Source organism: Pseudomonas sp. 2822-17 (assembly GCF_002742485.1).
In the GTDB taxonomy this organism is placed as follows: domain Bacteria; phylum Pseudomonadota; class Gammaproteobacteria; order Pseudomonadales; family Pseudomonadaceae; genus Aquipseudomonas; species Aquipseudomonas cyclaminis.
Genome location: NZ_LJRZ01000869.1, coordinates 1 through 250 on the forward strand (window position 1 = coordinate 1; position 250 = coordinate 250).

Below are 250 nucleotides of genomic sequence, written 5' to 3' on the forward strand. Positions count from 1 at the left end.
GTTCTAGCTCTTATCGGTCTATTATTAAAGAAGAGAAACGCACCACAGTTAACCTTTAAGAACCTATGGGTAATATCTGCATACACCGTTACCCTACCAACTGTCCTCATGGCAGTACTTGACACTTTACGTATACCAGTACCATTCCCAACTTTTATTTACTGGGCGATTGCAGTAACGATGCTTTACTTCGTGTTCGAGCGCATTAATCAGCCAAGAGAAACAACGGAACAATAAATATCCAACATCG

General features: G+C 40.8%; 1 protein-coding gene. It reads left to right on the top strand.

Features of this window, described 5'->3' with window-relative positions:
* Positions 1-237, top strand: a 237-nt coding sequence (locus AOA60_RS29550; protein WP_143522595.1) for a DUF1189 family protein, incomplete at its 5' end; no start/stop codon positions are given.
* Positions 238-250 lie beyond the last annotated feature (13 nt).